The 18,567-nt window shown below is 73.0% G+C and carries 14 protein-coding genes; 9 read left to right on the forward strand and 5 right to left on the reverse strand.

The features are described from left to right. From ACFVNO_RS03890 to ACFVNO_RS03905, 4 genes are all read left to right on the forward strand, one after another. On the forward strand, positions 1-1,068 hold the full coding sequence (locus tag ACFVNO_RS03890; RefSeq protein ID WP_355257021.1) for an ABC transporter ATP-binding protein: 1,068 nt from the start codon (positions 1-3) through the stop codon (positions 1,066-1,068). Further along, a complete protein-coding gene (locus ACFVNO_RS03895) occupies positions 1,065-2,165 on the forward strand; it encodes an ABC transporter ATP-binding protein (protein ID WP_378888991.1) in 1,101 nt (366 codons plus the stop codon). Before ACFVNO_RS03890 ends, ACFVNO_RS03895 begins: the two co-directional genes overlap by 4 nt. Positions 2,166-2,412: 247 nt before the next feature. Continuing rightward, the gene (locus ACFVNO_RS03900) at positions 2,413-3,177 is read left to right on the forward strand and encodes an LPXTG cell wall anchor domain-containing protein (RefSeq protein WP_378888994.1); all 765 of its coding nucleotides are present in this window, start codon (positions 2,413-2,415) and stop codon (positions 3,175-3,177) included. 180 nt (positions 3,178-3,357) lie between these two features. After that, positions 3,358-3,723, forward strand: a complete 366-nt coding sequence (locus ACFVNO_RS03905) for a thiol-disulfide oxidoreductase DCC family protein (RefSeq protein ID WP_220565203.1) — start codon at positions 3,358-3,360, stop codon at positions 3,721-3,723. 287 nt (positions 3,724-4,010) lie between these two features. Here the strand turns inward: ACFVNO_RS03905 and ACFVNO_RS03910 are convergent, their stop codons facing one another. The 3 genes from ACFVNO_RS03910 to ACFVNO_RS03920 all read right to left on the reverse strand — a co-directional run bounded on the left by ACFVNO_RS03910 (position 4,011) and on the right by ACFVNO_RS03920 (position 7,246). Continuing rightward, positions 4,011-4,904, reverse strand: coding sequence for a 3-methyladenine DNA glycosylase (locus ACFVNO_RS03910; protein WP_355257030.1), 894 nt, complete (start codon positions 4,902-4,904; stop codon positions 4,011-4,013). Between the two features lie 24 nt (positions 4,905-4,928). After that, positions 4,929-6,692 carry a hypothetical protein gene (locus ACFVNO_RS03915; protein WP_220565206.1) on the reverse strand — a complete coding sequence of 588 codons (1,764 nt, stop codon included), beginning with the start codon at positions 6,690-6,692 and terminating at the stop codon, positions 4,929-4,931. Positions 6,693-6,820: 128 nt separating this feature from the next. Beyond that, a complete protein-coding gene (locus tag ACFVNO_RS03920; RefSeq protein WP_220565945.1) occupies positions 6,821-7,246 on the reverse strand; it encodes a hypothetical protein in 426 nt (141 codons plus the stop codon). Positions 7,247-7,401: 155 nt separating this feature from the next. Between ACFVNO_RS03920 and ACFVNO_RS03925 the strand changes: the two genes are divergently transcribed. Further along, the gene (locus ACFVNO_RS03925) at positions 7,402-8,826 is read left to right on the forward strand and encodes an aldehyde dehydrogenase family protein (RefSeq protein ID WP_355257034.1); all 1,425 of its coding nucleotides are present in this window, start codon (positions 7,402-7,404) and stop codon (positions 8,824-8,826) included. Positions 8,827-8,922: 96 nt separating this feature from the next. Here the strand turns inward: ACFVNO_RS03925 and ACFVNO_RS03930 are convergent, their stop codons facing one another. Both ACFVNO_RS03930 and ACFVNO_RS03935 read right to left on the reverse strand, forming a co-directional pair. Further along, on the reverse strand, positions 8,923-9,960 hold the full coding sequence (locus ACFVNO_RS03930) for a trypsin-like serine protease (RefSeq protein WP_355257037.1): 1,038 nt from the start codon (positions 9,958-9,960) through the stop codon (positions 8,923-8,925). Positions 9,961-10,222: 262 nt separating this feature from the next. After that, positions 10,223-11,866 carry an alpha/beta fold hydrolase gene (locus ACFVNO_RS03935; protein WP_378889002.1) on the reverse strand — a complete coding sequence of 548 codons (1,644 nt, stop codon included), beginning with the start codon at positions 11,864-11,866 and terminating at the stop codon, positions 10,223-10,225. A 336-nt stretch (positions 11,867-12,202) separates the two neighbouring features. On the opposite strand from ACFVNO_RS03935, the gene dxr reads away from it, so the two are divergent. The 4 genes from dxr (at position 12,203) to ACFVNO_RS03955 (ending at position 18,333) form a co-directional block, all read left to right on the forward strand. Next, positions 12,203-13,450 (forward strand): 1-deoxy-D-xylulose-5-phosphate reductoisomerase, encoded by a 1,248-nt coding sequence (gene dxr / locus ACFVNO_RS03940; protein ID WP_378889005.1) that lies wholly within the window; start codon positions 12,203-12,205, stop codon positions 13,448-13,450. Between the two features lie 21 nt (positions 13,451-13,471). Next, entirely contained in the window at positions 13,472-14,833 is a 1,362-nt protein-coding gene (locus ACFVNO_RS03945) for a M50 family metallopeptidase (RefSeq protein WP_378889008.1), read from the forward strand. Between the two features lie 326 nt (positions 14,834-15,159). Continuing rightward, entirely contained in the window at positions 15,160-16,320 is a 1,161-nt protein-coding gene (gene ispG, locus ACFVNO_RS03950; RefSeq protein WP_378889011.1) for a flavodoxin-dependent (E)-4-hydroxy-3-methylbut-2-enyl-diphosphate synthase, read from the forward strand. A gap of 528 nt (positions 16,321-16,848) precedes the next feature. Continuing rightward, complete coding sequence (locus ACFVNO_RS03955) at positions 16,849-18,333, forward strand: amino acid permease (protein ID WP_220565214.1); 1,485 nt, start codon at positions 16,849-16,851, stop codon at positions 18,331-18,333. The last annotated feature ends 234 nt before the right edge of the window (positions 18,334-18,567 follow it).

Raw genomic sequence — 18,567 nt, forward strand, 5'->3', positions numbered from 1 at the left:
ATGGGTTCCAGCACACCGCTGCTCGCGGTCGAAGAACTGTCCGTCGTGTTCGGCGGCCGCGGCTCCGACGAGGTCCGGGCCGTGGACGGGGTCTCCTTCACCCTGGAGGAGGGCCGGGTCACCGGCCTGGTGGGGGAGTCCGGCTGCGGCAAGAGCGTCACCTCGCTGGCCCTGATGGGCCTGCTGCCCTCCCGCGGCGTGCGGGTCGGCGGCTCCGCCGTCCTGCGCACCGGCGACACCGGGGTCGACCTGCTCGGGCTGTCCCCCGCGCGGATGCGCGACCTGCGCGGCTCACAGCTGGCGATGATCTTCCAGGACCCGCTCAGCTCCCTGAACCCGGTGGTCCCCATCGGCCGCCAGGTCACCGAGATCCTCACCCGGCACCGGGGCCTGCGCGGATCGGCCGCCGAGAAGGAGGCCGCCGACCTGCTGTACCGGGTGGGCATCCCCGACCCCAAGAGGCGCCTCAAGGAGTACCCGCACCAGCTCTCCGGCGGCATGCGCCAGCGGGCCCTCATCGCCATGGCGGTGGCCTGCCGCCCCCGGGTGATGATCGCCGACGAGCCCACCACCGCGCTGGACGTCACCATCCAGGCCCAGATCCTCGAACTCCTCAAGGACCTGGTCACCGAGGAGGGCACCGCCCTGCTCATGATCACCCACGACCTGGGCGTGGTGGCGGGCCTGTGCGACGACATCAACGTCCTGTACGCGGGGCGCGCGGTGGAGACCGCCCCCCGCGCGCCCCTGTTCGCCGACCCCACCCACCCCTACACGGTGGGCCTGCTCGGGTCGATCCCCCGGCTCGACGCCCCGCGCGGCGAACCGCTCACCCCGATCCGCGGGTCGGTCAACGACAACATCGCCTGGTCCGACGGGTGCGCGTTCGCTCCCCGCTGCGACCACTACACCCTGGACTGCCTCCAGGGGCCGCCGGAGCTGGTCGTCTCGGGCGCCGACGGCGCCCACGCGCACCGCTGCGTCAACCCCGTCCGGCACGCCGACGTGGTGGACCGGGCCGTTCTGGAGAGCCCGTCCGTGGTGGGCGACGAGGAGGAGAGCGCATGAGCCTGTTGCGGATCGAGGACCTCAAGGTCCACTTCCCGATCAGACGGGGCGTCGTGTTCGACCGCACCGTCGGCCACGTGTACGCGGTGGACGGCGTCAGCCTGAGCATCGAACGCGGCAGCACCTACGGCCTGGTGGGCGAGTCCGGCTGCGGCAAGACCACCCTGGGCCGGGCGGTGCTGCGCCTGGTCGACATCACCTCCGGCTCCGTCGTCCACGACGGCCGCGACCTGGCCACGCTGGGCGGCGAGGAGATGCGCCGCGAGCGCCGCAACCTCCAGATGGTCTTCCAGGACCCGCTGGGCAGCCTCAACCCCCGGCAGAACATCGGCTCCATCCTCATGGAGGGGCTGGAGACCCACGGCATCGGCGGCCCCTCCGCGGAGGAGGCCGCGTCGATGAGCGCCGCGGAGCGCAGGGAGGCCACGCGGGCCGACCGGCGGAGGCGGGTCGTGGGGGCGCTGGAGCGCGTCGGGCTGTCCTCCAAGGCGCTGGACCGGTACCCGCACGAGTTCTCCGGCGGCCAGCGCCAGCGCATCGGCATCGCCCGCGCCCTGGTGCTGGAGCCCGACCTCATCATCTGCGACGAACCCGTGTCGGCGCTGGACGTGTCCATCCAGGCACAGGTCCTCAACCTGCTGGAGGAGCTCCAGGAGGAGCTGGGCCTGACCTACCTCGTCATCGCCCACGACCTGGCGGTGGTCCGCCACGTCAGCGACACGGTGGGCGTGATGTACCTGGGGGCCCTGGTGGAGGAGGCGCCCAGCGACGACCTCTACGAGACGCCGCTGCACCCCTACACCCGGGCGCTGATGTCCGCGGTGCCCGTCCCCGACCCCACGGTGGAGGACACCCGCGAGCGCATCCTCCTGGCGGGCGACCTGCCCTCGCCCGCGGACCCGCCCCCCGGCTGCCGGTTCCACACCCGCTGCCCCTGGCGGCAGGAGGAGCTGTGCGACACGGAGCGCCCGGAGCTGCGGCCGATCAACGGCGGCGCGCACCGGGTGGCCTGCCACCACGCGGAGAGGATCCTGTCGGGGGAGATCCTGCCGAGCGAGGAGCGCGCCGAGCGCATCGTGCACGGCTCCGCGGGATGACCCCGGGCCGGCGGCGGGCGGGGAGAGCGCGCCCGCCGCCGGACCCGGTCCGCCCCCGCCCGCGGATCCCTCCCGCGGGCGGGATTTCCGGACGTGCGTGCCGCCCGGGGGTTTCGGTCAGGGATGCCGGTGCGACTTCGTGACCAGGGTCGAGGGGTTTCCAACCGGACGATTGGCTATATTCGGCTTGTCCCGTATCTCCGGTATCCCCGCCTACCGGAAGCATCTCTGTCCCCAGGAGACCCTCTTGTCCCCCGACTTCCGTCCGGGTGCCCGCGCGCCCCGTGTCATCGCCGTCTCCGCGCTCGCCGCGGGCCTGGCCTTCGGGGCCGCCGCCCCGGCCTTCGCGTCCGCGCCCTTCGCCCCGCCCGGCGACAACGGCACCGTCAAGATCCACTCCCCGCAGACCCCGGAGGAGGACGACCGGAACGAGCCCAAGGTCTGCGAGTTCCAGGTCGTGGGCCACGGGTTCGACCCCGCCCAGGAGGTCACCTGGGAGATCCTCACCCAGGGCGGCAAGCCCTCCGAGCGCGAGGTCGTCCTGTCGGGCGGGCTCGAACTGGACGGGGAGGGCGCGGGGAGCACCGAACTGCTCACCCTCGACGACGGCCACTACCGTCTGGAGTGGACCTTCGAGGGCCAGCAGAGCAACGCCGCCAAGCACAAGGTCTTCAAGGTCGAGTGCTCCGAGGAGGAGCCCTCCCCGGAGCCCTCCCCGTCGCCCGGCGGCGAGCCCTCCACCCCGCCGGAGAGCCCCGAGCCCACCGACCCGCCCACGGTCGAGCCCACCGACCCCGCGGCCCCGGTGGACCCGACCGAACCGGAGACCCCCGTGGACCCGACCGAACCCGCCACCCCCGGCCCGTCGGACGAGCCCACCGCCCCCGCCGGGGAGGAGCCGAGCCTGCCCCTGACCGGCTCCGCCATCGCCGGGCTCGTCGCCGCCGGCGCGGCCGCGGCCGCCGGCGGCGGTGCCGCGATCTACTTCGGCCGCAAGCGCAGGCTCCAGTAGGGGTCCGGGCCCGAGGAGCGCGGGGGTGCGCCGCGAACGTGGCGCACCCCTCGCCCCCCTCCCGCTTCGCCGGCCCCCGACCGGGTAGGGGCCGGATGTGACCCCTCCCCGGCGGCGGGGTCCCGCCGCTCCGGCGGGGGCAGGCCCGCCCGCCGGACCCGTATCCGCCAGGAGAGCGCGATGGCAGTGTTCCTGTACGACGACGACTGCGGTTTCTGCAAGCGCATGGTCGCGCTGGCGCGGGACCGGCTGGGCGCGCGCACGGAGTTCGCGGCCTGGCAGGACACCGACCTCGACGCCCTCGGCCTCACCCCCGAGCAGACCTCCGAGGCCGCCTGGGTGGTCCACCCCGACGGGCGCCGCTTCAGCGGCGGCGACGCGGTCGCCGAGGTGCTGCTGTCCTCCCGGCCCCTGCTGCGGCCCGTCGGCCGCCTGATGCGGCTGCCGCTGCTGCGCTCGGCCAACCGCCTCGCCTACCGGTGGGTGGCCGCCAACCGCTACCGCCTGCCCGGCGGCACCGCCTCCTGCGCGCTGCCCCGCCCCTAGGCTGTGCTTTTTGAACCTCCGCTGCGCTTCGGCCCGCCCGTCGCCCGCCACCGCCCTCAACGGACGGCCTGCGGCCGCAGCCCGGCCACCTTGTTCGGCGCCCCCCCCGAGGGCGGGAACCTTCGGGCCTGCGTCGATATCCTCGCCCGCCCGTCGCCCGCCACCGCCCTCAACGGATGGCCTACGGCCACAGGCTTTCCTCGAGGACGTCTCCTCCGGGCCTCCAGGACCCCACCGGGCGCCTCACGAAACCCCAGGAAGCACCGGAGAGCGTTCAAGAACAGGCGCTAGGCGACGGCCTCGCGCAGTGCGCGGCAGACGTCCAGCAGCCGCCCGCGCAGCACCGCGCCGCGCTCGGCGAACCCCTCCTGGCGGCGCATGTACTCGGCCTTGCCCTCGGCAGTCTCGATCCGCACCGGCGCGTACCCCCACTCCCGCAGGTCGTAGGGGGAGGCCCGCATGTCCAGTTCCCGGATCTCCCGGGACAGCTCGAAGCAGTCCACCACCAGCTCCGACGGCACCGCCGGGGACAGCTTGTACGCCCACTTGTACAGGTCCATGTTGGCGTGCAGGCAGCCCGGCTGGTCCAGCTCGGCCTGCGTCTCCCGGGTCGGCCGGAGCGTGTTGAGCGGCCGGGCCGGCTCGGTGAAGAACCGGAACGCGTCGAAGTGCGAGCACCGGATCCGGTGCGACTCCACCACCCGGTCGGTCCCCTCGGCCCCCAGCCGCAGCGGCACCTGCCCGTGCCGCACCTCCCGGGTGCGGTACACCATCGCCCACTCGTGCAGCCCGAAGCACCCCAGGTGGGCGTCCCGGGAGGCGACCGCCGACAGCAGCCCCTCCACGAAGCCGACCACCGGCCGGGCCGCCAGGAACGCGGCCGCGTCCAGGCCCACCCCCTCGGGGACGGCCGCCGCGAACCGCTCCGACAGCCGCTCGCGCGCGCCCTCCCCGGCCAGCACCGTGCCCACCCCGGGGTCCCAGCGCCGCAGCCGGGAGGGCTTGAGGTTGTAGTAGGTGAACAGGAAGTCCTCCACCGGGTGGCGCTCGCCCGCACGGCGGCGCCGCAGGTGGTCGGCGGTCAGCGCGTCCACCCGCTCCTCGTGGCGGCGGGCGCGCTCGCGCCACGCGTCCTCCGCCAGTACCTCCACGGCCCGCACGGCCCCGGTGTCCGTTCCCATCACGGGCCCCAGGGTACGCGGCGGTCAGTTGGACTGCTGCACGGGCAGATGGCGCCCGAGGTACCCGATGTACACCCGGTTGGTGGTCCCGGGCCCCAGGTCGGGGAAGAAGTACAGCCGCGGGCAGATCCCGTACTCGATGTCGAGCTTGATGTGCGCGTACATCGGCACCCGCCCGGCGGGGTGCACGTCCTCCGGCACCCGGAAGAACCGCTTCTCGTTGAGCTTGCCCCGGTTGCGGACGTGGTCCGACTCCTGCGACGCCAACCGCTTGACCGGGATCACCCGGTACCCGTCGGGGTTCTCCTTGAGGTAGGAGTGGAACCCCAGCCCCCGGTCGGGGTTGTCGAACTGGTAGCGGGCGTAGTCGTTGAGGGCGATCAGGGCCTCCCAGGCCCGGGTCACCCACAGGGACTCCTTGCGGCTGTCGGACAGCTCGTAGACCGTCTGGTCCTCGATGGTGAAGTACAGGTGCGGCAGCGCGGTGTCGTCGGTGATCCGCTCCAGCAGCTCGGACACGCTGCGGGGCGGGCGCAGGGCCGGGTCGCGCGGTGCGGGGGCGGCGGCCAGCCGGAACAGCCCGGCCTCGCGGGCCTGCTCGCGCAGCCACCGCACCTCGTAGCGGGCGCCGCGCAGCCGCCCGCGCTCCTCGTCCAGCTCCTCGGCCAGGTCGGCGGTCTCGGCCAGCAGCTGGCGGCGCTCCTCGGCCAGCTCGCCGATCCGCTCGCCCTGCCGGGTGACCTCCTCCTTGAGGCGCTGCACCTGGAGCTCCAGGGCCTTGACCTCCTGGGCGGCCGCCAGGTCCGCGGCCTGTCCGGACTCGCCCGCCGGATGCGCCCCGGCGACGCCCGGGGAGACGCCGGTCTCGGGGGAGGGGGCGCGGCGCAGGTCCTCGGTCTCCTCGTCCAGGAGGGCGTCCACCGCGCGCAGGGGGCCGGGCAGGTCGATGTCCAGGGCGTTCTCGCGCACCCGCCGGGACAGCGCCGCGCCCACCCAGTTGCGGATGCGCTCCCCGTCGCGGGCGGTGTCCAGGGTGCTCGGGCTCATCCGGGGGTGCCGGGAGGGGTCGCCCCCCGTCCCGGGTAAGAAGGTCCGCACCCCGCCGGAGGGGATGTCCATCCCCTCCGGGAGCAGGTGCACGATCCGCTCCTGGGCGGCGGAGTCCAGCACGTACACCGACCCCATCCCGGTGCACCGGGACAGGGCGGCGGCCATCGCGGTGCGCCAGTCCGCGACGGTGACGTCGCCGGGGGCGCCGGTCGCCAGCACCGCGAGTCTTCGCTCCGGGTCGCGGATCGCGGACACCAGCGCGTCCATCAGCGTGTCGTCGCGGCCGCGCACGATCACCGGCACCGGGGGGATCCGGTGCCCGCCGTCGTGCGCGGGCAGGGCGTCCAGCAGCATCCGCGCGGCCTCGGGCGGCATGATGTCGAGCCGGGGCTGCTCGGAGGCGCCCGCGGTGTCCACCGCCATGTCCAGCCACAGGTACCGCCACGGTGCCAGCTCCGGGTCCACGACGACGGTGACGACCGTCCGCCACACCCCGTCGGGCTTGTCGGACTCGGTGGTCAGCCGCAGGAAGGACAGGCCCTCCTCGGGGTTGTCGTGCCGCACGACCAGGGCCCGGGAGCGGTTGCTCAGTTCGTAGCGCCCCGAGGCGGTGAAGTCCACCCGCGCTCCGGAGTTCCCCCGTTTGCTCAGCCACCGGGACAGCACGGCCGACGCGGTGGCGATGGGGTCCCCCTGGTCCTCCGGGACCGCGATGAGCGTGCGGTAGACAAGCGGCAATGGGCACTCCCGGGCTTCCGTCGTCGGCGGCGGACCCGAGGACCCGACCCGAACGAGCCGGTAGGGCCCTCATCACCACTGTGTACGAAAGAGCACCCCGGCGCCAGTCGGGCGACCGGAGGTGGTCTTCACGGGGTCCCGTCGCCCAGGGTGTACCCGTCCTCGGTCCAGGGAATCTCGGCGTCGTCGATGTGCACGTGCCACCGGGCGCCGGGCAGGGCGCGGCGCATCCTGCCCAGGGCGTCCAGGTAGTGGCGCAGCTGGGCGAAGAGGGGCTCGAACCCGCAGGCGGGCGGCGGCACCTTGCTGGACCCGGCCAGCACCTGCGCCCCGTGGAGGTGCTCCTCGGAGTAGAGGAACAGCCCCTCGAAGACCTCCGCGGGCGACCGGTACTCCTCGGGCATCTCGCCCGAGGCGTGCCAGGCCGGGAACAGCTCCAGGGCCTCCTCCCGCAGGGCCTCCTCCCCTTCGGAGGCCAGGCGCGCGATCGTCGCGCGCTCGTCCCCGGTCAGCGGGGTGTCGCGTTCGGCGCTGTAGTAGAGGGAGACTCCCATGGGCCGGCCTTCCTTCGGGTGCGGGTGTGCGCGGTGTGTCCTGTGGGACGACCCTAGAAGAGGGGGCCGACATGCTCCATTGCGGCCAATCCGCGGCGTCCGCCTGGCAAGTCTGGACAAGGCGGGGGCGGGGTCCGGGTACTAGCGTCCCTTCCATGTCCACGCACCCGTTCTGGCTGGCCGGCACCGCCGCGACCGGCGACAGCGAACTCACCGTCGTCAACCCCTACACCGGCGAGGTCGCGGGCCGCGTCTCCGTGCCCACCGCCGACCAGGTCGAGCAGGCCGTCGCCGCCGCGCACGCCGCGGCCGCCCAGGCCGCCGCCCTGCCCGCGCACGCCAAGGCCGCCGCCCTCGACCACATCTCGCGCCGCATCGGCGAGCGCGCCGAGGAGATCGCGCAGACGATCACCGCGGAGAGCGGCAAGCCGATCAAGTGGTCCCGCGTCGAGGCCGCCCGCGCCGTGTCCGTGTTCCGCTGGGCCGCCGAGGAGGCCCGCCGCGACAGCGGCGAGCTCCAGCGCCTGGACACCGACGCCGGCGGCACCGGCCGGATGGCCCTGGTCCGCCGGGTCCCGCACGGCCCGGTGCTCGGGATCTCGCCGTTCAACTTCCCGCTGAACCTGGTCGCCCACAAGATCGCCCCGGCGATCGCCGTCGGCGCCCCCATCATCCTCAAGCCGGCCCCGGCCACCCCGATGACCGCGCTGCTGCTGGGCGAGATCATCGCCGAGACCGACCTACCCGCGGGCACCGTGTCGGTGCTGCCGATGCCCAACGACCTGGCCGGCCGCCTCATCGACGACGCCCGGCTCCCGGTCATCTCGTTCACCGGCGGCGCGTTCGGCTGGGAGATCCAGAAGCGGGCCCCGCACAAGCACGTCACCCTGGAGCTGGGCGGCAACGCCGCGGCCGTGGTGCTCGACGACGCCGACCTGGACTGGGCGTCCTCGCGCGTCGCCCTGTTCGGCAACAACCAGGCGGGCCAGGTCTGCATCGGCGTGCAGCGGGTCGTCGTCACCGGCGCCGTGTACGACGAGTTCGTGTCGCGCCTGGTCGAGAAGGTGGAGGCGCTGGGCACCGGCGACCCCGCCGACGAGGGCACCGACGTGGGCCCGCTGGTGGACGAGGCCGCCGCGGTCCGCGTCCAGGAGTGGGTGGAGGAGGCCGTGGCGGGCGGCGCGAAGCTGCTCACCGGCGGCACCCGCGACGGCGTGACCGTCGCGCCGACGGTGCTGGCCGACGCCCCCGCCGACAGCCGCGTGATGCGCCAGGAGGTGTTCGGCCCGGTGCTGGTGCTCCAGCGGGTCGCCGACACCGACGCCGCCTTCGCCGCGGTCAACGACAGCGACTTCGGCCTCCAGGCGGGTGTGTTCACCCGCGACCTGCCGACCGCGTTCCGGGCCCACCGGGAGCTGGAGGTGGGCGGCGTGATCATCGGCGACGTGCCGACCTTCCGCGCCGACCAGATGCCCTACGGCGGCGTCAAGGGTTCGGGCGTGGGCCGCGAGGGTGTGCGCGCGGCCATGACGGACCTGACCTACGAGCGTGTCATGGTGCTCACCGGCATCAGCCTGTGAGCCGCCGCCGACGGCTCCCGCTCACTGCCGGGCGGGGGCCGTCGGCGTACGGGGACCGCGGCCGCGGTCCGTCCGTACCGGGGGCGGCGCCGGCGCCTACGCCCCGGACGCGTGCTCGTACAGCCTGCGGGCCTCCTCGCCGAACCGCGGCCCGTACTGGGTCCGCCGGTCGTCGGCGTACTTGAAGCTCACCACCGAGGACACCGTCCCCACCCCCGTGGCGGGGTCGAAGCCGGTCAGCCACGGCCCGCCGCTGGAGCCCTGGGTCATCCCGCAGCGCATCCCGTTGGCGGTGGTCCCGCCGGTGTCGGCGCGGGTGCGGCCGGAGCAGTAGTGCAGCTCCCGGCCGTTGTACGGGGAGGCCGCCGGGTACCCGAACGAGTACACCTGCACCCCGTTGCGCACCCGCGTGTCCGTCCAGGTGTCGAACGCGATCCGCTGGGAGCCGACCCGGTCCTGCACGGTCCTGCCGTCGGCGGTGTTCACCACCGCGACCGCGAGGTCGTAGCTGTCGTCGGCCCGCTTGGACCACTCCGGCGACACCAGCAGGTCGCGGGCGGTGTAGCGGCCGTAGGGCGAGGACCCGTCGTCGAAGCCGGGCACGAACGTCCAGTTGCGCGCCCAGGAGCCGGTCCCGTCCTTGGCGCAGTGCCCGGCGGTGACGACGGTGCTCCCGTTGGGGGCGTCCACCACCGAGGCCGAACAGGTGAAGTCGCGCCCGTCCATGGTCAGGAACACCTTGCCGGTGGTGCGCACGACCCGGCCCCCGGCCGTCCACCTCTCCCCGGTGCTGTCGTCGCGCGGGGCCGCCTGGTGCTCGGCCTCGGGGCGGGGGACCACCCCCTGCGCGCCGGACAGGGTCCGGTCGAGCAGCTCGGTGATGGGGCGGGCGGCGGCCATGCGCTCGGGGGTCCAGTAGGACAGCACGGCCCGCTGCTGGTCCTCGGTGACCGCCGCGCTCTGCCGCACCACCCCGTCGGCCTCGGAGAGGGCGGTGTGCGCCTCCTGGAGGCGTTCGGGGACGGTTCCGGCCTGTGCGGGGTCGGGCATCCGGTCGGCGTAGACGAGGCCGCCGACGGAGAGGGCCGCCGCGGCGAGGGCGGCCAGGAGCTTGTGCGCGGTGGACGAGGTCATGGACCGCATCTTTGCACACATGAAGTAATCACATGACTACTTTGAGTTTGTGTCCGGGGTTTTTCGGGAAAACGCGGACGGCCGCCTCCGACACGGGGGCCGTATCGGAGGCGGCCCGGGCGGTCGCGCCGTGCCGCGGGAGTGGTGCGGCGCGCCGCCGGTCAGGCGACCCGCTTTCCGGTCACGCACCCGGCGGGGTTCGCGTCGGTGCCGTTTCGGCGACGTGGACCCCGCCGGAGCGGTCCGGGGCCGGTGTCCGGGGTCAGGAGAAGGGGATGGTCACCCGGGTGGGCTCGGCCTCGGGGGAGGACACCGTCACCCGGTTCCCGATCGTGCTCTCGCTGTCGTAGCGCAGGTCGCGGGTGTCCACCACGACGGACAGCCGGTGCCCGGCGGGCACGTCCCACACCACCGGCGCCAGCTCGGTCGTCACCGTCACCGGTGTGCCCGGGCTCGCGTCGCGCAGCGTGTAGGGGGCGTGCGAGAGCAGGGCGCCCCGGCCGCCGGCGTCGATCGCGTACAGGTACACGAACACCGACTGCGTGCTCGCGGTGGGCGTGAACGTGAACGTCGCCTCCGGGGTGCCCGCCACCCGGGCGCCGTCCGGGTAGGCCGGGCTCGTCCACACCCCGGCCCGGTAGCGGTCCACGGTGGGCAGCAGCACCCCCGTGGGCACGTCGAAGAACTGCTGGAGGGCGCCGCTCAGCATCACGGTCCCGCTCTCCGCGGTGGTGCCGATCCCGGTGCGCACCCGGTAGTCCCACCCCGTGTCGGGGTCGGCGCCCATGGCGCCGCTGTTCTGCCAGCGGGCCCAGTCCGTGCTGGGCTCGCCCAGGTAGAAGGTCTGCTCGCCGCCGGTCACCGACTCCCAGTCCGGGTACGAGGTCCAGGTCCCGCGCCCGTTGTTGGGCTTGACCATCACGGGGTCGGCGGTGTCCACGCCGTTGTCCTCGCCCTTGAGGTGGTGGTCGAACCAGTCGCCGACCCCCGCCCAGATCTCGTCGGGCAGCCCGGCCGCGCCGAAGATCTCCTGGGTGGCGTGGTCGCCGGGGGCGATCATGAGCCGCTTGGGGCCGGTCAGCTCACCGTAGAAGTCGGTGATGTGTCCGACCGGGAACATGCCGTCGTTCCAGCCGTGGGCCATCATCACGGCGGTGCCGTTGGCGTTGAGCCGGTCGACCTTGGTGGCGGCCGACCGGTCGGGGGCCATGTCCAGGGCGGGCCGGATGTCCCCGCGCCGGTAGGCGCGCTCCACGTTCTGGAGGGTCTCGCCCTTGCGGCCGGTCAGCGCGGCGGCGCCCAGCAGCAGCTCGGCGGACTGCACGTCGACCGTCTCGTTGGGGTAGAGCGACTCCCGGAGGTCGGCCCAGCCGCTGAGCGAGGCCACCGCCTTGATCCGGTCGTCCTCGGCCGCGGTGAGCAGGCTGATGCCGCCGCCGTAGGAGATCCCGGCCATGCCGATGCGCTCGGGGTCGGAGTCGGTGTTCTCCAGGGCCCAGTCGATGACCGCGCTGGCGTCGGCCCGGTCCTCGGGGCCGGCCACCTCGATGGCGCCGCCGGAGTCCCAGAAGCCGCGCGAGGAGTAGGTGACGACCTGGTAGCCGGACTCCTGGGCGAGCCGGGCCCCCGCGCCGACGTACAGCAGGTGCGGGGTGGCCCAGGCGGACGGCATGACCAGCAGGGGGTGCGGGCCCTCGACGCCGGTGGGCGTGATGACCTTGGCCTTGATCTCGGTGCCGTCGTGGCCGGTGATGGTCACGTAGCGGATCTCGGAGCCGATCGCCGCGGCGGCCGGTGCCGGGGTCAGCAGGACCGCGGCCAGTACGGCCGCCGCGAGCCCGGACAGCAGCCGGACGAGGGCGGGGCGGCGGAGCGGGGGAGAGGGACGCGGGGTCTGGGAAGGCATGTGTCGGGAACCTCGGGGGAGCAGGGACGGGAGGTTTCCGATGGGTCGTCGCGCCGCCGAGGCCATCGGGGGGTGCCGGCCGGGGGAGGCCGGCGCGCAGGGGACCGCGCAGGGGGACGGGGGCAGGGAGATGGGGGAAAGGGTGACGGGGGTCGCAAGTAACTGTGAGGTAACTTACCCACCGGTTAAGTTAGGACAGCGGGCGCCGCTTGTAAAGCCCCCGTGACACCGGGCTCCCCGCCGACCCGCGGGTCGGCTCCCGCGTCCGGTCCCGCGGACCTGACAGTTCGTCCACAGGCCCCGGCGGCGGTGCCCCGCTTGGGCGACAATGGGGACGTGCGACAAGAACAGCAGCGAACTGTAGTCCTCCTCGGCTCCACCGGCTCGATCGGCACCCAGGCCCTGGACCTCGTCCACCGCAACCCCGACCGCTTCCGCGTCGTCGGCCTGGCCGCCGGGGGCGGCCGGGTGGACCTGCTCGCCAAGCAGGCCGCCGAGTTCGGCGTCCCGCGGGTGGCCGTCGCCGACCCCGCCAAGGCGGACGAACTGCGCCGCGCCCTGGCCGGGCACGGCTCCACCGCCACCGTGCTCGCCGGCCCCGAGGGCGTCGCCGAGCTCGCCGCCGAGCCCTGCGACACCGTCCTCAACGGCATCACCGGCGCCCTGGGCCTGGAGTCCACGCTGGCCGCGCTGCGCGCCGGGAGCACCCTGGCGCTGGCCAACAAGGAGTCCCTCATCATCGGCGGGCCGCTGGTCCGCGACCTGGCCCGGCCCGGCCAGATCGTCCCGGTCGACTCCGAGCACTTCGCCATCGCCCAGTGCTTCCCCCACCTGCCCGACGAGGAGCTGCGCAGCCTCGCCCAGGGGCACGTGGCCGCCCGCCGCGACGAGGTGCGCCGCCTGGTCGTCACCGCCAGCGGCGGCCCCTTCCGCGGCCGCCGCCGCGAGGAGCTGGAGGGCGTCACCCCCGCCGAGGCGCTCGCCCACCCCACCTGGAGCATGGGCCCGGTCATCACCGTCAACTCCGCGACCCTGGTCAACAAGGGCCTGGAGGTGATCGAGGCCAACCTGCTGTTCGACATCCCCTTCGACCGCATCGACGTCGTCGTGCACCCGCAGTCGATCGTCCACTCGATGGTCGAGTACGTGGACGGGTCCACCATCGCCAAGGCCAGCCCGCCCAGCATGATGATCCCCATCGCCTACGGCATGAGCGCCCCCGACCGCGTCCCCGACGCCGCGCCCGGCATGGACTGGACCAGGGCCCAGAGCTGGACCTTCGAGCCCCTGGACCACGAGGCCTTCCCCGCCGTCCGGCTGGCCTGCGAGGTCGGCGAGGCGGGCGGCACCGCCCCGGCCGTGTACAACGCCGCCAACGAGGAGGCCGTCGACGCCTTCCTCGCTGGAAACCTCGCGTTTCCGGCGATCCTGGACACCGTCGCGCGGGTAGTCTCTGAGCATCAGCGAACGGAACGCCCCGGTGAGGCGTCCCAGCGACCAGGGGGCCTCACCCTCGACGACGTGTACGCCGCTGACGGATGGGCCCGTACCCGAGCGCGCGAACTGGTCGCACGCCGGGCCTGACACCGGTGTAGGGAGAGATGCATGGTCCTGCTGCTGACCGTGGTCGGGATCGTCCTGTTCGTTCTGGGGCTGCTGTTCTCGATCGCCTGGCACGAACTCGGCCACCTGGGCACCGCCAAGCTGTTCGGCATCAAGTGCACCGAGTACATGGTCGGGTTCGGCAAGACCCTGTGGTCGTTCCGCCGCGGTGAGACCGAGTACGGCGTCAAGGCCGTCCCCCTGGGCGGCTACGTCCGCATGGTCGGGATGATGCCGCCGGCGCGGAAGACCGCCGACGACAGCGGCCGCAAGCTCTCCCGCTGGCGCGCCATGGCGGAGGACGCCCGCGAGGCCTCCTACGTCGAGCTGGGGCCGCAGGACCAGGACCGGCAGTTCTACCAGCGCGCGCCCTGGAAGCGCCTCATCGTCATGTTCGCCGGGCCCGGGATGAACGTCGTCCTGGCGGCCATCCTGCTCGGCGTCCTCTTCATGGGCATCGGCGTCCCGCAGCAGACCACCCAGATCGCGGTGGTCAACGAGTGCGTGGTCTCCGCCGAGGCCGAGAGCCGGGTCGACTCCTGCGAGGGGCTGCCGCCCACCCCCGCCAACGAGGCGGGCCTGCGGCCCGGCGACGTCATCGTCGAGGTCGACGGACAGCCCACCCCGGAGTGGAACGACGCCAACCAGCTCATCCGCTCCTCCCTGGGGCCCACCGAGATCGTGGTGGAGCGCGACGGGGAGCGGCTCCCGCTCACCGTCGACATCATCGAGAACGAGCTCCCGGCACGCGACGCCGAGGGCGAGTTCATCTACGAGACCGACGCCGACGGCGACGAGATCACCGACGAGCAGGGCTTCCCCGTCTACAAGATGGAGACGGTCGGGTTCCTGGGCATCATCTTCGCCACCGAGCGCGCCCCGCTCACCCTCGCCGAGTCGGCCGGGGAGATGGGCGACATGATGATCGGCGTCGGCGAGGCGCTCATCGCGCTGCCGTCGAAGATCCCCGGGGTGTTCGCCGCCGCCTTCCTGGGCGAGGAGCGCACCGCGGACTCGCCGGTGGGCATCGTCGGCATCTCCCGCATCGGCGGCGAGATCATGGCCCAGGGGCTGCCCATCGCCGACACCGCCTCGATCATGATCCAGATCCTGGCGGGCGTGAACCTCTTCCTGTTCGCCTTCAACATGCTCCCGATCCTGCCGCTGGACGGCGGGCACATGGCGGGGGCGATCTGGGAGTGGATCAAGCGCGGCTGGGCCAGGCTCACCCGCAGGCCGGAACCGGCCCCGGTGGACGTGGCCATGCTGACACCGGTCGCCTACATCGTGGTGGCCTGTTTCCTGGCGTTCAGCGTGGTGCTGCTGATCGCCGACCTGTTCAACCCGGTCCGCCTGTTCGGCTGACCGGGCCCGGGCCGGCCGCGGACCGCGGCCGGCCCGGGCGCCCGCCGCGCGCATCCGGGCGGGGTCCGGCCGCCTTCGGCCGGACCCCGCCCGGTCTGCGGGGATCCGCCCCGATACGTGGGTTCCGTGTGATGCGAGGCACCCCCCGGGGTGCGGGTAACCTGGGTGCGCGATCCGGGAACGGCGGCACGTCCCGCACGGCCGCCCCGCACAGGCGTCGATTCCCCGGTCGTGGCTCCGCGCAGCGCGCCGGGCGCCTTCTCTGTGAACCGGACGAAATTCCAAGTGCCGCCCCTCCCTCCGGCGGCAGACGAGGTGAATCAAGCGTGACGACCGTCGATCTCGGCATTCCCGCCACCCCGCCGCGCCCGCTGGCGACCCGGCGCAAGACCCGGCAGATCATGGTCGGCAACGTCCCCGTGGGCGGGGACGCGCCGGTGTCCGTGCAGTCCATGACCACCACCCGCACCTCCGACATCAACGCGACCCTGCAGCAGATCGCGGAGCTGACCGCCTCGGGCTGCCAGATCGTCCGGGTCGCGGTGCCCACCAACGACGACGCCGACGCCCTGCCGGTCATCGCCAAGAAGTCGCAGATCCCGGTGATCGCCGACATCCACTTCCAGCCCAAGTACGTGTTCCAGGCCATCGACGCCGGCTGCGCCGCGGTGCGCGTCAACCCCGGCAACATCAAGAAGTTCGACGACAAGGTCGCCGAGATCGCCAAGGCCGCCGGCGAGGCGGGGGTGCCGATCCGGATCGGCGTCAACGCCGGGTCCCTGGACAAGCGGCTGCTCGCCAAGTACGGCAGGGCCACCCCCGAGGCGCTGGTGGAGTCCGCTCTGTGGGAGTGCTCCCTGTTCGAGGAGCACGGCTTCCGCGACATCAAGATCTCGGTCAAGCACAACGACCCGGTCGTGATGGTCAACGCCTACCGCCAGCTGGCCTCGGCGTGCGACTACCCGCTGCACCTGGGGGTGACCGAGGCCGGCCCCGCCTTCCAGGGCACGATCAAGTCCGCGGTGGCGTTCGGCGCGCTGCTGTCGGAGGGGATCGGGGACACGATCCGGGTGTCGCTGTCGGCGCCGCCGGCCGAGGAGGTCAAGGTCGGCACCCAGATCCTGGAGTCGCTGGGGTTGCGCGAGCGGGGGCTGGAGATCGTCTCGTGCCCCAGTTGCGGGCGGGCGCAGGTGGATGTGTACACGCTGGCGGAGGAGGTCACCGCCGGGCTGGAGGGCCTGGAGGTGCCGCTGCGGGTGGCGGTGATGGGCTGCGTCGTCAACGGTCCGGGTGAGGCGCGTGAGGCGGATCTGGGGGTGGCCTCGGGCAACGGCAAGGGGCAGATCTTCGTCAAGGGCGAGGTGATCAAGACGGTGCCGGAGTCCAAGATCGTGGAGACGCTGATCGAGGAGGCCATGCGGATCGCCGAGGAGATGGGCGAGGCCGGGGTCGAGCCCGGCGAGCCCACCGTCGCCGTCGCAGGCTGACACCCGCCCCACACTCACACCACGGCCGCGCCCCACCGGGCGCGGCCGTTCGTGTTCCCCCGTCCGCCGCAGGCGGCTGCCTGCCACGCGTGCTCATTGCGGCCGCGCCCCTACCGGGGCGCGGCCGTTCGTGTTCCCGCGCCCGATGGGGGAGCCCTGGCGGTGTCGTCCCGGCCCGCGCGGACCGGGACGGGGCGGCGCCGGGCGGCGGGACCGTTCGGGAAGGGGAGTTTCCCGTATACGTGCAGGTCACCCGTGTGTCATCACACAGCGTGATTTAATGTGGAATCCATCACGTCGATGTGCGTTTTCTTGCGCTGGGACGCATGTTCCGCGCGCGCATTCCGGATAGACGCAATGAATGTGGGTCATGTTACCCAGGTAACGCGGCTACCGTTGCTGAGGGCATTTTCCCTCCGTTAACGGACAGGGGAGCGCCCGTCCCCCCACACCGCACCCCACCCGGGGCTCCTCAGCGTGCCCGCGTCCGGGGAGCGGTGTGCCCGCGTATGAAACGAGGAGTGACACGTGGTCGACCAGAAGACCCCCGCGGACGCCCCCGGGGTGCCCGCGCGCCCGGGCGGTGCGCCCGCGCTTCGGGAGCGCCTGACCAGGCGCAAGCCGGTGGAGAAGCTCGTCGCCGAGACCGAGGGCGCCGCGGGCGCCGGCCTGCGGCGGCACATGGGCTTCTGGCAGCTGTCCATGATCGGCATCGGCGCGACCCTGGGCACCGGCATCTTCGTGGTCCTGGGCGAGGCCGTGCCCGTCGCCGGCCCGGCCGTCATGATCTCGTTCGTGCTGGCGGGCGTCACCGCCCTCTTCTCCGCCCTGGCCTACGCCGAGATGGCGGGCATGATCCCGGCCTCCGGTTCGGCCTACTCCTACAGCTACGCCACCATCGGCGAGTTCATGGCGTGGATCTGCGGCTGGTGCCTGATGCTCACCTACGGCGTCTCCGTGGCCGCCGTCGGCGTGGGCTGGGGGCAGTACATCAACGAGCTGCTGCACCTGACCACCGGCCTCTCCCTGCCGCCCGCCGTGCTGGCCGGGCCGATGGAGGGCGGGCTGGTCAACCTCCCGGCCGCCATCGTCGTCCTGCTGTCGATGTTCGCCCTGCTCGCCGGGGTGCGCGAGAGCAGCCGCGTCAACGCCGTGATGGTCACCATCAAGATCGGCATCCTGGTGATGTTCGTGGCCATCGCCGTCACCGCCGTCCAGGACGGCAACTTCGCCCCCTTCATGCCCATGGGCATGGCGGGCGTCAGCGCCGCGGGCGCCACCCTGTTCTTCTCCTACATCGGGTTCGACTCGGTCTCCACCGCCAGCGAGGAGGCCAAGAACCCGCAGCGCGACCTGCCCCGCGCGATCATGTTCTCGATGATCCTGGTCACCGCCATCTACTGCCTGGTGGCCTTCGCCGCGGTCGGCGCGCTGAACTGGACCGACTTCGTCGACGGCGAGACCTCGCTGGCCGGCATCCTCACCAGGGTCACCGGCACCCCGATCTGGGCCGTCATCTTCGCCGCGGGCGCCGTCCTGGCCCTGGCCAGCGTCGTCCTGGTGGTCCTCTACAGCCAGACCCGCATCCTCTTCGTGATGTCGCGCGACGGCCTGATCCCCAAGGCGTTCTCCAAGGTCGACGCCAAGGGCACCCCGCGCCTGAACACCGTCATCACCTCGGTGCTGATCGCCGTCCTGGCCGCGTTCATCCCGCTGGGCCCGCTCGCCGACGCCACCGCCATCGGCACCCTGTTCGCGTTCGCCCTGGTGAACGTGGCCGTGCTGGTGCTGCGCCGGACCCGTCCCGACCTGCCCCGCGCCTTCCGGGTGCCGGGCGCTCCGGTCACCCCGGTCCTGGGCGTCCTGGCCTGCGCCTACATGGTGGCCAGCATGGGCGCGAGCGTGTGGATCGCGTTCGGCGCGTGGCTGGCCGTGGGCCTGGTGGTCTACTTCGGCTACAGCATGAAGCGCTCCGCGCTGGAGGCCGAGGACACCGTCGAGGTCCGCTCCTGAGCCGAGACGGAGCCCACGGAGGGGGTCGGGATTCCCGGCCCCCTCCGCCGTGTTCCAGGGGAGGGCGCCGCCGGGGCCGACGCACGTGTTCGGTGCATATGTGCACACAGACGCAAAGAAACACATCAATGCGTCGAAAATACGCAAAGCATCTGATGTGCGACGCACACTTCGGACGGGTGCCGCCGCCTAGAGTGGACCCGGCCTCGCAGCCGCCCCACCAGCGGCGATGAG

Source organism: Nocardiopsis sp. NPDC057823 (assembly GCF_042797335.1).
Lineage (GTDB): Bacteria > Actinomycetota > Actinomycetes > Streptosporangiales > Streptosporangiaceae > Nocardiopsis > Nocardiopsis changdeensis.

Coding starts and splice junctions, on each gene's coding strand:
- ACFVNO_RS03920 (WP_220565945.1), bottom strand. CDS start 7,246: ATGGGAGTCTCCCTCTACTACAGCGCCGAACGCGACACCCCGCTGACC.
- ACFVNO_RS03910 (WP_355257030.1), bottom strand. CDS start 4,904: ATGGGAACGGACACCGGGGCCGTGCGGGCCGTGGAGGTACTGGCGGAG.
- ACFVNO_RS03945 (WP_378889008.1), top strand. CDS start 13,472: ATGGTCCTGCTGCTGACCGTGGTCGGGATCGTCCTGTTCGTTCTGGGG.
- ACFVNO_RS03905 (WP_220565203.1), top strand. CDS start 3,358: ATGGCAGTGTTCCTGTACGACGACGACTGCGGTTTCTGCAAGCGCATG.
- ACFVNO_RS03925 (WP_355257034.1), top strand. CDS start 7,402: ATGTCCACGCACCCGTTCTGGCTGGCCGGCACCGCCGCGACCGGCGAC.
- ACFVNO_RS03895 (WP_378888991.1), top strand. CDS start 1,065: ATGAGCCTGTTGCGGATCGAGGACCTCAAGGTCCACTTCCCGATCAGA.
- ACFVNO_RS03890 (WP_355257021.1), top strand. CDS start 1: ATGGGTTCCAGCACACCGCTGCTCGCGGTCGAAGAACTGTCCGTCGTG.
- ACFVNO_RS03935 (WP_378889002.1), bottom strand. CDS start 11,866: ATGCCTTCCCAGACCCCGCGTCCCTCTCCCCCGCTCCGCCGCCCCGCC.
- ACFVNO_RS03930 (WP_355257037.1), bottom strand. CDS start 9,960: ATGACCTCGTCCACCGCGCACAAGCTCCTGGCCGCCCTCGCCGCGGCG.